Genomic DNA, 13,461 nt, shown 5'->3' on the forward strand with positions numbered 1-13,461 from the left:
GGGCGAGGACTTTTTCAAAGGAACCTCCAACCCATCGAGAAGATGGGCCGGGGTTGTCAATCTGGCGTTGACTTTTGGCACGCTGTTGAGTTCTCAAGGAACGGACGCTTCCTTTGTACTCACCCGAGAGACTCTCTCAGGCTTTCCTCCGGGCAGTTTCCCTTCGGTCTTGCGTTTCCGACTCTATCAGATCTTTCCGATCCGATTTCCTCGGCGCCTTTCAGGTTTTTGCTCCGGCCTTTCGGCTTTCGCGTTTCCCTTTTCGGCGGTTCCGACTTTATCAGAAGTTCTCGGCCGGATTGACCGGCGTTCGTTTCCGATTTATCGGGGGGTGTGCTTCTGGAGAAGAATTCTCGGAAGCGAGCTAGACCCTAGTCGTTGCGACCGATCCTGTCGAATCCGTGACAACTGTTCGAATCTACCTCCCCACTCCGTCCGTGTCAACGGCTCTTGTGGGGCGTCGTGAAGACTAGCAGGTCAGAGGGGCCGAAGGCACATCAGGCGGCCGTGAGTACGGACGCGCTGCGCTCGGTCTTGTCCACGTCGCCCGTCTCGCCGGCCCGGGCCGCTCGGCCGCCGAGTACGTAGACGTAGACGAGGAATGCCAGCTCAGCGGCGATACCAATGGTGATGCGGGCCCAGGTGGGGAGGCCCGAGGGGGTGACGAAGCCTTCGATGGCGCCCGAGACGAAGAGGACGAGAGCGAGGCCGATCGCCATTCCCAGGGCTGCGCGGCCCTCCTCTGCGAGGGCTGCGCGGCGTGTTCGGGGGCCCGGGTCGATGACGGTCCAGCCGAGGCGCAGGCCCGTACCGGCTGCTACGAAGACGGCCGTCAGTTCCAGAAGACCGTGTGGCAGGACCAGGCCCAGGAAGGTGTCGAGGCGGTCGGCTGAAGACATCAGGCCGATGCCGACTCCCAGGTTGAGCATGTTCTGGAACAGGATCCAGAGGACGGGGAGCCCCAGGAAGATGCCCAGGACCAGGCACATCGCCGCCGCCTGAGCGTTGTTCGTCCACACCTGGGCCGCGAAGGACGCGGCCGGGTGGCTCGAGTAGTACGTCTCGTACTGGCCACCCGGGCGGGTGAGGTCCCGCAGTTCGGCGGGGGCCGCGATGGAGGCCTGTACTTCGGGGTGGGTGCCTATCCACCAGCCCAGGAGTGCGGCTATCGCCGTGGAGAGGAGTGCGGTGGGGACCCACCAGTGGCGCGAGCGGTAGACCGCCGCGGGGAAGCCCTGGGTGAGGAAGGTGGTGACGTCGCGCCAGGAGGCGCGGCGGGTGCCTGTCACGGCACTACGCGCGCGTGCCACCAGTTGTGTGAGGCGGCCGGATATCTGGGGGTCCGGAGCACTGGACTGGATCAGGGAGAGGTGGGTCGCGGCCCGCTGGTAGAGCGTGACGAGTTCGTCGGCTTCGGCGCCGGTCAGGCGGCGTCGGCGGCGCAACAGGGCGTCCAGGCGGTCCCACTCGGCTCGGTGGGCGGACACGAAGACGTCGAGGTCCATCGGGGCGGCTGCTCCTCGGCTGCTGTTGCTGTGGCTGCTCTGCGGCGCGATGTGCCCTCAGCTTGGCAGACTGGCGGTTCCTAGGGCAGGGCAGGGAAGGGCGGCCGGCGTGAGTGAGCTTGTGACGGGCGAGGCGGTGGCTCTCGAGCTGCGCCCCGCGAAGCTGCCCAGTCGGGCGTTGGCGGTGCTGATCGATCTCGTCGTGGCGTTCACCGTGTACATCCTGGTGACGTTGGCCGTCGTCGCGTCGACGTCGTCCCTGGACGAGGCCGCTGCGGCCGCGGTGATGGTGGCGACGTTCGTGCTCGTGCTCGTCGGGGTGCCGATCGCGGTGGAGACGCTGAGCCACGGGCGTTCGCTGGGTAAGCTGGCGTGCGGGCTGCGGGTGGTGCGGGACGACGGGGGGCCGATCCGGTTCCGGCACGCGCTGGTGCGCGGGGCTGTCGGGGTCGTGGAGATCCTGCTGACGTTCGGGGTGGTCGCGTGCATCGCATCGCTGGTGTCCGAGCGGGGGCGGCGGCTCGGGGACGTGTTCGCGGGGACGCTTGTCGTACGGGAACGGGTGCCCGCGGGGCCGGCGCGGTTCGTGCCGCCTCCGCCGCCGTGGCTGGTGGGGCGGTTCGCCGGCCTTGATCTGTCGGGGGTGCCGGACGGATTGTGGCTGGCCATCCGGTCGTACCTGACGCGGATGGGGCAGCTGGATCCGCAGGTGGGCCAGGCGATGGCGGAGCGGCTCGCGGGTGATCTGGGGGCGTGTACGGGGGCGCCGGCTCCGCGGGATGTGCCGCCGGCCGCGTATCTGGCCGCCGTGGTGCACGAGCGGCAGTCGCGGGATGCGCAGCGGGCGTTCGGCGGGGTGGGAGTCGGGGGCGCTCACGCCGGTTCGAACGGTCTGAATGGTCCGAACAGCCTGAATGATCCGGCCGGTCCGGCAGCCGCGTCGCCGCATGTCGCTCCGCCGGCCGTCACGCCTCCGTCCGTTGCGGCGCCCCCCGTCACGCCTTCGCAGGGCACCGGGTTCGTGCCGCCCGCCTGACGCGGGCCCCGGCCCCGTCGCTCAGGCGAAGGCCGACGGTGGGGATTCGAGGTGTTCCAGCTCGATGCCGGGGGCGGCGAGTACCACGTCGCCGGCGAGGTGGACGGCGTGCTGCTCCCCCGTGTTCAGGTCGGTGACCTGGTATTCGTCGACGCTCAGCGGGCCGTTGTCAGTGGCGTGTGTTTCCGTTTTCAGCAGGGCCCAGGACTGGTCGACGGTGAGGGGAGCCAGGACCGGGTCGGTGAAGCGGACGAGGCGGACGCGGGTCGCGGGGGAAGCGGGGGTGAGGCGCAGCAGGCGGGCGGTGGCGACGAGGAAGGCCGGCGAGGTGCCGGTGAAGGCGTGGGCGGGGGCGTTTCCCTCGGTGGCCTGTTCGCCGGCGGGGTCGGTGCGTACCCAGGTGACGCCGTCGATGGCGGCTCCTCGTACCTGCCAGCCGCCCGCGTGGAGTTCGAGGCGGATGGGGCGGCCGAGTTCGTCGATGGCGAGGTCGACGGAGCCGGCGTGGTCGCCGGAGGGGGTGGTGGTCTGGGAGACGTAGCGCCAGCCGGAGGGGCCGGGGGCGCAGTGGAAGTGTTCTTCGCCGAGGGGGGTGTGGTCGTGGGTGTCATGGAGCGAGTAGCGGCCGCGGGGCATGGGGGCTCTCGTGGTCCTTCCGGGTCGTGCGGTCATCGGCGTGGGGACGTCGGTCGGTGCGGGGAGCCGGGCCGGTACGGGGCAGGCCCCCCGCACCGGAGTGCGAGGGGCCTGCTGGGAACCGGGGTCCGCTCGGGATCAGTAGCGGTAGTGGTCCGGCTTGTACGGGCCCTCGACCTCTACGCCGATGTACGAGGCCTGCTCGGGGCGGAGCGTCGTCAGCTTCACGCCGAGGGAGCCGAGGTGGAGGCGGGCGACCTTCTCGTCGAGGTGCTTGGGGAGCACGTAGACGTCGGTCGGGTACTCCTGGGGCTTCGTGAACAGCTCGATCTGGGCCAGGGTCTGGTCCGCGAAGGAGTTGGACATCACGAAGGACGGGTGGCCCGTCGCGTTGCCCAGGTTCAGGAGGCGGCCCTCGGAGAGGACGATGAGGACCTTGCCGTCGGGGTAGGTCCAGGTGTGGACCTGCGGCTTGACCTCGTCCTTGACGATGCCGGGGGTCTTCGCGAGGCCGGCCATGTCGATCTCGTTGTCGAAGTGGCCGATGTTCCCGACGATCGCCTGGTGCTTCATCTTGGCCATGTCGGCGGCCATGATGATGTCCTTGTTGCCGGTCGTGGTGACGAAGATGTCGGCCTTGTCGACGACCTCGTCGAGCGTCGTGACCTGGTAGCCGTCCATCGCCGCCTGCAGGGCGCAGATCGGGTCGATCTCGGTGATGATCACGCGGGCGCCCTGGCCGCGCAGGGACTCGGCGCAGCCCTTGCCCACGTCGCCGTAGCCGCAGACGACGGCGGTCTTGCCGCCGATGAGGACGTCGGTGGCGCGGTTGATGCCGTCGATCAAGGAGTGGCGGCAGCCGTACTTGTTGTCGAACTTCGACTTGGTGACGGCGTCGTTCACGTTGATCGCCGGGAACAGCAGGGTGCCGTCGCGGTGCATCTCGTAGAGGCGGTGGACGCCGGTCGTGGTCTCCTCGGTCACGCCGCGGATCTCCGAGGCGAGCTGGGTCCACTTCTGCGAGCCCTCGGAGATGGTGCGGCCGAGGAGCTCGAGGATGACGCGGTGCTCGTCCGACTCGGCGGTGTCGGGCGAGGGGACCTTGCTGTCCTTCTCGTACTCGACGCCCTTGTGGACGAGGAGGGTGGCGTCACCACCGTCGTCGAGAATCATGTTCGGGCCGCCGGTGGGGGTGTTCGGCCAGGTCAGGGCCTGCTCCGTGCACCACCAGTACTCCTCGAGGGTCTCGCCCTTCCAGGCGAAGACCGGGACGCCCTGGGGGTTGTCCGGGGTGCCGTTCGGGCCGACGGCGATGGCCGCGGCGGCGTGGTCCTGGGTCGAGAAGATGTTGCAGGAGGCCCAGCGGACCTCGGCGCCGAGGGCGACGAGCGTCTCGATGAGGACGGCGGTCTGCACCGTCATGTGCAGGGAGCCGGTGACGCGGGCGCCGGCGAGCGGCTGCGTGGCCGCGTACTCCTTGCGGATGGACATCAGGCCGGGCATCTCGTGCTCGGCGAGGGTGATCTCCTTGCGGCCGAAGGCGGCGAGGGAGAGATCGGCGACCTTGAAGTCCTGGGTCTGCCGGTTGTCGAGCGTGGTCATAGGGAGCGTGCTCCTCGTGGTGGTGGGTCGAGGTGGGCATGGCTGGTCTGCGGCGGCGGACATACGGGTGCCCGGGCGCTCGCAGCGCAGTCCGTCGGAGGCCCTCTCTCCCTCGGCCGGCCCGTCGTGCGGGCCGCCCGACCGCCATCAGCAGCGACGTCTGGCTCGGTGACGAATCTACACCGATCGGCCCAGCCGGACCCAGCCCGCCTCCGGGTCCGGCGTCGGCGCAGACGTCAGTGGGCGTCCGGGCCCGGGCCGCCGGGGGTGCTGGCGGGGTGGGAGCCGGCGGAGGCGGCGGCCTCGCTGTAGATGTCGGGTTCGAGGTAGATGACGCGGGCGATCGGGACGGCCTCGCGGATGCGGGCCTCGGCGGCGTCGATGGCGGCGGCGATCTCGGCGGCCGTGTCGTCGTGCTGGACGGCGATCTTGGCGGCGACGAGGAGTTCCTCGGGGCCGAGGTGGAGCGTGCGCATGTGGATGATGCGGGTGACGGTGTCGCCGTCGACGAGCGCGGTCTCGATCTTCTTGACCTGGTCGGCGCCGGCGGCCTCGCCCAGGAGCAGCGACTTGGTCTCGGCGGCCAGGACGAGCGCGATGGCGATGAGGAGGATGCCGATGCACAGGGTGCCGATGCCGTCCCAGAGGCCGTCGCCGGTGGCGAGGGCCAGGCCGGTGCCGGCGAGGGCGAGGACCAGACCGATCAGCGCGCCGAAGTCCTCCAGGAGGACGACGGGCAGCTCGGGCGCCTTGGCGCGGCGGATGAACTGGGACCAGGAGAGGCCGCCGCGCAGCTCGTTGGACTCCTTGATGGCGGTCCGGAAGGAGAAGCCCTCGGCGATGATCGCGAAGACGAGGACGCCGATCGGCCAGTACCAGTTCTCGAGGGCGTGGGGGTGCTTGATCTTCTCGTAGCCCTCGTAGACGGCGAACATGCCACCGACGGAGAAGAGGACGATCGAGACGAGGAAGGCGTAGATGTACCGCTCGCGGCCGTAGCCGAAGGGGTGTTGGGGGGTCGCCTCGCGCTGGGCCTTCTTGCCGCCGAGCAGGAGGAGGCCCTGGTTGCCGGAGTCGGCGAGCGAGTGGACGCTCTCGGCGAGCATCGAGGACGAGCCGCTGAAGAGGAACGCCACGAATTTCGCCGCCGCGATCGCGAGGTTGGCGGAGAGTGCCGCCACGATCGCTTTTGTGCCGCCTGAAGCGCTCATGTGTTCCCGAAGTCCCTTCGTACGCCGTCCCGGACCCGGCTCGCACGGATCTGCCCGTCTTCTACGGGTCTGTCCGTGTACGCCGTCCCGGGCTTTGCCCACCCTTTGCGGTGGGTCATTGTTGCAGCACGGGACGGCGAGGGCGCGTCAGGCCACCACGGTGGCCCTGAAGAGGGTGCCGGCGCCGGACACCTGGGCCTTCTCTCCGGCGGGGACGAACGCCGACTGCCCGGCGGTGAGGTCGAGTTCACCGGCGCGGACGGTGCCCGCGGTGCAGAGCAGGATCTGCGGCGTCGCGGCGGTGACGTCGTGCGGGGCCGTGCCCTCGGGCAGGACGAAGCGGGACAGGCGGAACTCGTCGATGGGGGTCTCGTAGACCTCTTCACCTTCGGGGGACGCCTCGGGGCGGAGGATGCCGGGGTCGGTGGCCTCGAAGCGGACGATGCGCAGGAGTTCGGGGACGTCGACGTGCTTGGGGGTGAGGCCGCAGCGCAGGACGTTGTCGGAGTTGGCCATGATCTCGACGCCGAGGCCGTCGATGTAGGCGTGCGGGACTCCGGCGCCGAGGAACAGGGCCTCTCCGGGGTTGAGGCGGACGTGGTTGAGCAGCATGGCCGCGATGACGCCGGGGTCGCCCGGGTAGTGGTGGGCGAGCGCGGCGTAGGGCGCGTAGTCGCCGCCGAGGTGTTCGGCGGCGACCGCGGCCTCGGTGACGGTGGCGGCCATGTCCTCGTGGCCCGCGCTCAGTACGGCCGTCAGCATCTCGCGCAGCGCGGCCTCCTCGGGGTGGGCGCGCAGCAGGTCGGCGTACGGCTTGAGGGAGTCGACGCCGAGGCCCTCGATGAGGCGCGCGGCCTCCTCGGGCTCGCGGAAGCCGCACAGGCCCTCGAACGGCGTGAGGGCGCAGATCAGTTCGGGCTTGTGGTTGGCGTCCTTGTAGTTGCGGTGCGGGGCGTCGATGGGCACGCCGGCGCGCTCCTCGGCCTCGTAACCCTCTTTGGCCTGGGCGAGGTTCGGGTGCACCTGGAGGGAGAGCGGGGCGCCCGCGGCGAGGAGTTTGAGGAGGAAGGGCAGGCGGGGGCCGAACTTGGCGACGGCCGCCGCGCCCAGTTCGCGCTCGGGTGCCTCGTCGATCACCTCGTTGAGCGGGCCGCGCCCGGTCCGCGACGGCGCTCCGGGGTGGGCGCCCATCCACATCTCGGCCTGCGGCTCGCCCGTCGGCTCGACGCCGACGAGGTGCGGGATGGCGGTGGTCGAGCCCCAGGCGTAGGGCCGGACGGTGTTGGTGAGGCGGTCCATCAGGTGTTCTTCTCCGTACGCGGGTCAGGGGCCGGCCGGCGTTCGGACCGGCCGGGTCCACGTCATGCGCCCGAGGCGAGCGCGAGGTAAACGGCGGCGAAATCCGTGACGGCGATCAGTTCGGCGAGTGTTTCCAGATCGTCGCCCTCTTCGGGTTCGATCTCGCTGATGGGGGTGTCGTGGCCGAGCGCGAGTTCGCGGGCGGCGGGTGCGGCGGTGAGGCCGCCGGGCCGGTCGCGGAGCAGTACGACGCGGGCGTGCATCGGCTGCGTCTCGTCGACGCGGTCGCGGAAGAAGTCCTCGGGGTCGGCGCCCGCGGCCAGGTCGCCGAGGAGCAGCCGGCCGTGGGCGGGCAGTGCCTCGGGCAGGTCGGCGGCGAGGGCGGGGCGGCCCGCCAGCTCGGCGAGCGCGGCGGCGAAGCGGCGCCCGGCCGGGCCCGCGGCGTGCCCCTCGGTCCAGATCAGGGGCAGTGCGTCGGCGAGCTCGGCGGCGAGGGTCTTGGCGGGGTTGCTGTACGTGGCGATGGCCGGGCCACAGCGTTCGGCGGTGTGGTCGAGGCGGTCGGCGACCTTCTCCAGGGCGTCGGCAGGCGCGGTCAGCAGGCCGGTGCGGTCCAGGAGGGAGAGCAGCGGCGTGAGCAGGGCCCACAGGGCGCCGGGGGCGGAGGCCGCGGCGGGTTCGTCCTCCTCGTACGGGGCGGTCGCCATCGGTACGAAGAGGCCGTGCGCGCCGGCGACGGACTCGGTCAGCGGGACGCTGGACGGCGCGACGGCGACGACGGTGCAGCCGCGCCGGTAGGCCTGGTCCACGAGGAGAGAGAGGCCCGGCTCGGTGCCGTCGGTGGTCGCGATCAGGAGCAGGTCCACGGGGCCCGCCCAGCCGGGCAGCTCCCAGCGCAGGGCGCCCGCGGCGGGGGCAACCCCGGTGGGGTGCAGCCGGGTCACCGGGCAGGAGGCGCCGGCGAGCCTGCCGAGCAGGTCGGCGACGCAGCCGGCGGCGAGGCCGGATCCCGCGAAGAGGACGGCGCGCGGGCGGCCGTCCGGTTCGAGTGCGGTGATTCCTGCCTCGGCCGCGTGCCGGACCGCGGTGCGGACGCGGGCGCCTGCGTCGGCGGCGCCGCGCAGCAGTCCGCGGCGGTCGGCCCTGGCGAGGGCGTCGGGGGCGTCGAGCAGCGATTCGTCGAGCATGGTGTCAGCCTCCGGGACGGCCGGTGCGGGGCCTGGGTGGGACCTATGCGGGGCGGCGGGCCTCGTCCACGAGGAGTACGGGGATGCCGTCGCGGATCGGGTAGGCGAGGCCGCAGTCCGATCCGGTGCAGAGCAGCTCGGTGTCCGCCTCCTTGAGGGGGGCGTGGCAGGCCGGGCAGGCGAGGATCTCCAGAAGGCCGGCTTCGAGCGGCATGTGGTGTCCCTTCGGGGTTCGGGTGGGGCTTTTCGGGGTTCGGGTGGGGCTTTTCAGGGTTCGGATTGGTGGTGCGTGCGGCCTGGTCAGGGTACCGCCGGGCGAGCGCCGGGGCTGCTCGGACGGGGCCTTCGCGGGGGACGGGGGCTCCGGGGGGCGGGGAGGCGGGGGCTCCGGTTGCGGAGGGAGGCGGGTTCCGGTTGCGGGAAGTGACGGGTTCCGGTCGCGAGGGGAGGCGGGTTCCGGTCGCGGGAGGTGGCAGGTTCCGGTTGCGGGAGGTGCGGGCCACAGGCGGTGGGGGAGGCGGGCCGCCGGCTGCGCCAGAGCCGGCTCCCGGGCCACGGCAAAAGCGGGCCCCAGTTGCGGCAGGCGGGCCCTCCGGTTAAGGGGGGGGAGACCTAGGCCCCCGCCACAGGCGAGGTGGACCTCCGAGTGCGGCAGCGGCTGGCCCCGGTCCGAGGAAGCACCGACCTCCGGCAACGAGGGAGGCGAGCCCCCCGGCCGCGCAGAAGCGGGCCGCCGGCCACGGAAGTGTCGAGCCCCGCCACAGGCGAGGCGCGCTCCGACTGCGGCAGAGGCAGCGGCAGCGGCAGCGGCAGGCCCCGGCTACGGGAGAGCCGGGCCTCCGGCCGTGGCAGAGCCAGGCCCCCAGCCGCAAAGGAAGTGTCGAGCCCCGCCTACGGGAGTGCCCACCCCCGGCCACGGCGCAAGGCGGACCCACGGCTGCGGCAGAGCAGCCGGACTCCCGGCCCTAGGAAGCCCGCCCCCGGCCAGGGGAAAGCACGGCCCCGGCCGCCAGGAGAGCCCGTCGTCAGGAGAGCCCCCGCCGGGAGAGCCCCCGCCAGGAGAGTCCGGCGTCAGGTCACGCTCGGATCAGGGCCAGTACCTCGTCGCGGAGCTTTGTCATCGTGGGCTCGTCCCTCGCTTCCGCGTTCAGGCGGAGGAGGGGTTCCGTGTTGGACGGGCGGACGTTGAACCACCAGTCGGCGGAGGTGATCGTCAGGCCGTCGAGTTCGTCGTGCGTGATGCCGTCCCGGCCGGCGTACTCGGCCTTGATCGCGGCGAGGCGGGCGGCCTGGTCGGCGACCGTGGAGTTGATCTCGCCGGAGCCGACGTAGCGGTCGTAGGAGGAGACGAGCGCGGACAGCGGGCCCGCCTGGCCGCCGAGCGCGGCGAGGACGTGGAGCGCGGCGAGCATGCCCGTGTCCGCGTTCCAGAAGTCGCGGAAGTAGTAGTGCGCGGAGTGCTCGCCGCCGAAGATCGCTCCGGAGGTGGCCATCTCCTGCTTGATGAAGGAGTGGCCCACGCGCGTGCGCACCGGGGTGCCGCCGTGCTCCTTCACCACCTCGGGGACGGACCAGGACGTGATCAGGTTGTGGATGACGGTGCCCTTGCCGCCGTTCCTCGCCAGCTCGCGGGAGGCGACGAGCGCGGTGACCGCGGACGGCGAGACGGGGTCACCCTTCTCGTCGACGACGAAGCAGCGGTCCGCGTCGCCGTCGAAGGCGAGGCCGAGGTCGGCGCCCTCCTCGCGGACCCGCTTCTGCAGGTCGACGATGTTCGCCGGGTCGAGCGGGTTGGCCTCGTGGTTGGGGAACGTGCCGTCGAGCTCGAAGTACATCGGTACGAGGTCGAGCGGGAGGCCCGCGAAGACGGTGGGGACGGTGTGGCCGCCCATGCCGTTGCCCGCGTCGACGACGACCTTCAGGGGGCGGATCTCCGTGAGGTCGACGAGGGAACGCAGGTACGCCGCGTAGTCGTCGAGGGTGTCGCGCCGAGTGAGCGTGCCCGGAGTGGCGGCGGGCTCGGGGGCGCCCGACTCCAGCCACCGCTCGGCCAGTTCGCGGATCTCGGCGAGGCCCGTGTCCTGGCCGACGGGGGCGGCGCCCGCGCGGCACATCTTGATGCCGTTGTACTGGGCCGGGTTGTGCGAGGCCGTGAACATCGCGCCGGGCAGGTCGAAGGCGCCCGACGCGTAGTACAGCTGGTCCGTGGAGCACAGGCCGATCTCGGTCACGTCGGCGCCGAGGGCGGCCGCGCCCCGCGCGAAGGCCCGCGACAGGCCGGGCGACGAGGGCCGCATGTCGTGTCCGACGACGATCGCCGTGGCGCCGGTCACGCGCACGAAGGCGGCGCCGAACAGCTCGGCGAGGGGCTCGTCCCACTGGTCCGGGACCACTCCCCGTACGTCGTACGCCTTGACGATCTGCGACAGATCAGCAGCCACGGGTCACCCAACTCTCCTGAAGTCCGCTTCGGTCACCACAAACTACCCGCACGATCCGACAGCCGGTCCCGGGCGCCCCCACCGCCATGACACGGACTCACACCACACTCACACCCGCATTCACACGCGCATTCACACTCACGCTCAAACCCGCACCCGCCCTCACAGTCCCACTCACACCCAAACTCACCCTCACACCCGCACTCACGGCAGCATCCAGCCCAGGACCGGGGAGCTCTGCGCCATCACGATCAGGCACATCACGAGCAGCAGCCCCGCACTCCACGGCAACACCTTGCGCAACAGGTCCCCCTCCCGGCCCGCGAGGCCCACGGCCGCGCACGCGATGGTCAGGTTCTGCGGCGAGATCATCTTGCCGAGGACGCCGCCGGAGCTGTTCGCGGCGGCGAGCAGTTCGGGTGACAGGCCCGACTGCTGGGCCGCCGCCACCTGGAGCGCGCCGAACAGGGCGTTGGCGGAGGTGTCGGAGCCGGAGACGGCGACGCCGAACCAGCCGAGGACCGGCGAGAGGAACGCCAGGCCCGCGCCGGCCGCGGCGACGAAGTGCCCGATGGTGGCGGCCTGCCCGGACAGGTTCATGACGTAGGCGAGGGCGAGGACGCTGGTGACGGTGAGGATCGCGAAGCGCAGTTCGTGGACGGTGGCCAGCCACTCGCGTACGGCCACGCGCGCGTGCACGCCGATGACGGCGGCGGTGACGATCCCCGCGAGGAGGACCAGGGTGCCGCCGGTGGCGACGAGCGGCAGGGTGAAGAGGTTGGCGCCGACGGGCTTGCCGTCGGGGTTCGCGACGTCCAGGAAGGGCCAGTCGAAGACCCGGGTCGCGCCGGCGATCCAGTTCTTGACCGCGGGAATCTGCGCGACCGAGAAGATGACGACGATGAGCGCGTACGGGGCGTAGGCGCGCAGGACTTCGGGCCGCGGGTCGTCCTCGTCGAGCTCCTCGCTGCGTACGCCGGTGAGGACCGCGGCGCGTACGGGTTCGGCGGCGGGCTTGCGCGCGTGCGGAACGGCGACGAGGGCGCCCGCGCCGATCAGCGCGGCCCCGATGTCGGCGAGCTGGGCGGATACGTAGTTGGACGCGGCGAACTGGGCGGCGGCGAAGGCGACTCCGCAGACGAGCGCGGGCACCCACGTCTCACGCAGGCCGCGCCGCCCGTCCACGAGCCAGACGAGGATCAGCGGCACCACCAGGGCGAGCAGCGGCGTCTGACGGCCCACCACGGAGGCGACGGAGTCCAGCGGGAGCCCGGTGACCTGGGCGAGCGTGACGACGGGCGTGCCCATCGCACCGAAGGCCACGGGCGCGGTGTTGGCGACGAGGGCCACGACGGCGGCCTTTACGGGGTCGAAGCCGAGCGCGACGAGCATCACGGAGCAGATCGCGACGGGCGCCCCGAACCCGGCCAGCGCCTCCAGGAGGGCGCCGAAGCAGAACGCGATGACGAGGGCCTGGATGCGCGGGTCGTCGGACAGGCGTCCGAAAGAGCGGCGCAGGATGTCGAAGTGCCGGGTGCGGACGGTCATCCGGTACACCCACAGGGCGTTGACGACGATCCACATGATGGGGAAGAGGCCGAACAGCACGCCCTGCGCGGCGCTCGACACGGTCTGGCCCAGGGGCATGCCGTAGGCGAGCCAGGCGACGAGGGCGGCCACGGCGAGGCCGGTGAGGCCCGCGAGGTGGGCCTTCATACGGACGACGCCGAGCAGGACGAGGACGGTGACGAGGGGCAGGGTCGCGACGAGTGCGGACAGGCCGAGCGATCCGGCCACCGGTTCCAGCTGCTGGACGAACAAGGCGCCTCCCGGGCAGTGGGTGGCGAAATTGTTGTGTCCGCAACAAACTCAGGTCAATGCGTGGGACGGAGGAGATTCCGTAACGGGGAAAACAAACTCCGGATCCGGCCGCCGGACGAAAGTTGAGCCCAGCCCCGCCGTCTCAGAACGACAGGCGCGCCGGCTCAGTTGTCCGGCGAGCGCAGCACCCGCAGGTGGCCCCGGCGGGCGACCTCCACGGGGTCCGCCGTGCGGGGCCCCGAACCGCCCGCCTCGGCCACGCGCTCCTGCGGGCGGGCCGCCTCACGCACCGCGTTCGCCAGGGCCTCCAGGTCGTCGCCGCTGGGGCGCGAGGGGCCGGAGGCGTTGGCGAGCCGGACGACCTCCCACCCGCGCGGGGCGGTGAGGCGCTCGGAGTGCTCGGCGCACAGGTCGTAGCAGTGAGGTTCGGCGTAGGTGGCGAGGGGGCCGAGGACCGCGGTCGAGTCGGCGTAGACGTACGTCAGCGTCGCGACGGCGGGACGGCCGCAAGCGGTGCGCGAACAGCGACGTACAGGGCTCACAGCGTTGGACGGTACCGCACTCTTGAGCGGGCCGCGACGACTCCCCCGGAGGTCACCCCACCGTGTCGCGGGGTGAAGGGGCGCGGACGGGTCTCCGGGAGCGCCCCGCTGACCTGCGCGGACCGGGGGTGGTGCGCCCCCGCGCGGTACTGAACGCGGTCACCACTCGGGGCAAAAAGTG

General features: G+C 71.6%; 11 protein-coding genes. 1 reads left to right on the plus strand and 10 read right to left on the minus strand.

Annotated elements, in window-relative coordinates:
- Nucleotides 1-497 precede the first annotated feature (497 nt).
- Nucleotides 498-1,505 (minus strand): stage II sporulation protein M, encoded by a 1,008-nt coding sequence (locus EOT10_RS31320; protein WP_127831757.1) that lies wholly within the window; start codon nucleotides 1,503-1,505, stop codon nucleotides 498-500.
- 109 nt (nucleotides 1,506-1,614) lie between these two features.
- Between EOT10_RS31320 and EOT10_RS31325 the strand changes: the two genes are divergently transcribed.
- Nucleotides 1,615-2,541: an RDD family protein gene (locus EOT10_RS31325; RefSeq protein ID WP_127831758.1), complete on the plus strand. Its 927-nt coding sequence runs from the start codon at nucleotides 1,615-1,617 to the stop codon at nucleotides 2,539-2,541.
- A 21-nt stretch (nucleotides 2,542-2,562) separates the two neighbouring features.
- Here EOT10_RS31325 and EOT10_RS31330 read toward each other — a convergent pair whose 3' ends face one another.
- From EOT10_RS31330 to EOT10_RS31370, 9 genes are all read right to left on the minus strand, one after another.
- Nucleotides 2,563-3,177: a hypothetical protein gene (locus tag EOT10_RS31330; protein ID WP_127831759.1), complete on the minus strand. Its 615-nt coding sequence runs from the start codon at nucleotides 3,175-3,177 to the stop codon at nucleotides 2,563-2,565.
- A gap of 138 nt (nucleotides 3,178-3,315) precedes the next feature.
- Nucleotides 3,316-4,779: an adenosylhomocysteinase gene (ahcY, locus tag EOT10_RS31335; protein WP_127831760.1), complete on the minus strand. Its 1,464-nt coding sequence runs from the start codon at nucleotides 4,777-4,779 to the stop codon at nucleotides 3,316-3,318.
- A 236-nt stretch (nucleotides 4,780-5,015) separates the two neighbouring features.
- Nucleotides 5,016-5,990, minus strand: coding sequence for a cation diffusion facilitator family transporter (locus tag EOT10_RS31340; RefSeq protein WP_127831761.1), 975 nt, complete (start codon nucleotides 5,988-5,990; stop codon nucleotides 5,016-5,018).
- A 147-nt stretch (nucleotides 5,991-6,137) separates the two neighbouring features.
- Entirely contained in the window at nucleotides 6,138-7,289 is a 1,152-nt protein-coding gene (gene manA / locus EOT10_RS31345) for a mannose-6-phosphate isomerase, class I (protein WP_127831762.1), read from the minus strand.
- Between the two features lie 62 nt (nucleotides 7,290-7,351).
- On the minus strand, nucleotides 7,352-8,476 hold the full coding sequence (locus EOT10_RS31350; protein WP_127831763.1) for an SIS domain-containing protein: 1,125 nt from the start codon (nucleotides 8,474-8,476) through the stop codon (nucleotides 7,352-7,354).
- Nucleotides 8,477-8,519: 43 nt separating this feature from the next.
- Nucleotides 8,520-8,690 carry a Trm112 family protein gene (locus tag EOT10_RS31355; RefSeq protein ID WP_127831764.1) on the minus strand — a complete coding sequence of 57 codons (171 nt, stop codon included), beginning with the start codon at nucleotides 8,688-8,690 and terminating at the stop codon, nucleotides 8,520-8,522.
- 862 nt (nucleotides 8,691-9,552) lie between these two features.
- A complete protein-coding gene (locus EOT10_RS31360) occupies nucleotides 9,553-10,917 on the minus strand; it encodes a phosphomannomutase/phosphoglucomutase (protein WP_127831765.1) in 1,365 nt (454 codons plus the stop codon).
- Nucleotides 10,918-11,121: 204 nt separating this feature from the next.
- Nucleotides 11,122-12,738, minus strand: coding sequence for an L-lactate permease (locus EOT10_RS31365; protein ID WP_127831766.1), 1,617 nt, complete (start codon nucleotides 12,736-12,738; stop codon nucleotides 11,122-11,124).
- A gap of 164 nt (nucleotides 12,739-12,902) precedes the next feature.
- Nucleotides 12,903-13,280 (minus strand): DUF3499 domain-containing protein, encoded by a 378-nt coding sequence (locus EOT10_RS31370; RefSeq protein ID WP_127831767.1) that lies wholly within the window; start codon nucleotides 13,278-13,280, stop codon nucleotides 12,903-12,905.
- Nucleotides 13,281-13,461 lie beyond the last annotated feature (181 nt).

This window comes from Streptomyces antnestii (assembly GCF_004005495.1).
Taxonomy (GTDB): domain Bacteria; phylum Actinomycetota; class Actinomycetes; order Streptomycetales; family Streptomycetaceae; genus Streptomyces; species Streptomyces antnestii.